This is a genomic window from Streptomyces sp. W16 (assembly GCF_033194735.1).
Lineage (GTDB): Bacteria > Actinomycetota > Actinomycetes > Streptomycetales > Streptomycetaceae > Streptomyces.
On sequence record NZ_JAWOAI010001183.1, the window covers coordinates 1 to 867 of the forward strand.

Genomic DNA, 867 nt, shown 5'->3' on the forward strand with positions numbered 1-867 from the left:
AGACCGTGTCCTACATGGTGATCATTCGTTGGACTGGTCATGGGGCGGGGTACGTGGAGTTGGATTGTTCCGGATGGTCTGTGGGAGATCGCGAAGCCGCTGATCCCGCCGTCGAGAGTGCGGCCGCAGGGCGGCGGAACGCAGGACACGCCTGATGAGACGCTGTTCGCGGCCATCGTCTACGTCCTGGTCAGCGGCTGCGCCTGGCGCGCTCTGCCGCCCTGCTTCGGGATATCGAAGTCGACCGCCCACCGCCGGTTCCTGATCTGGTCGAGAGCCGGCGTCTGGGGCCGCCTGCACGAAGCCGTGCTGCACCGCCTCGACGACGCCGGCCTCATCGACGTCACCCGCGTCGTCCTCGACACCGCCCACGTCAGGGCTAAAAAAGGGGCGAACACACAGGCCCGAGCCCCGTGGACCGGGGCAAGCCGGGTTCCAAGATGCACGTCCTGTCGGACGCGAACGGACTGCCCCTCCTCGTCGGTGTCTCGGCCGGCAACACCCACGACAGCGAAGGGCTGAAGCCTATGATCGAGGGTCACCAAACGAGACACGACCCCTACCGAGGTCGCTACTTCAAGCCCCAACGCCTCCACGCAGACAAAGCCTACGACCACGCCAGCCTGCGGAAATGGCTGCGCGGCAAACGCATCGGAGTACGCATCGCACGCAAAGGCATCGAGTCCAGCGAACGGTTGGGGCGCCGGAGGTGGGTGATCGAGCGCACGATGTCGTGGCTGTCCGGCTACCGCAGACTCAGTCCCCGTTACGAGCGGCATCCCCGCAACTACCTGGCCTTCCTCGGTCTCGCCGCCGCCCTCTGCTGCTACAAACGGTTCGTCCGCCTCACCACGTAGGACACGGTCT

At 65.9% G+C, this 867-nt stretch carries 1 protein-coding gene; it reads left to right on the forward strand.

Annotation, left to right across the window (positions count from 1 at the left end; translation table 11 throughout):
* Positions 1-39 precede the first annotated feature (39 nt).
* A protein-coding gene (locus tag R6V09_RS54080) for an IS5 family transposase (RefSeq protein WP_317888682.1) occupies positions 40-857 on the forward strand; the annotation gives its coding sequence in 2 pieces (ribosomal slippage) (positions 40-388 and positions 388-857; 819 coding nt in all).
* Positions 858-867: the final 10 nt, after the last annotated feature.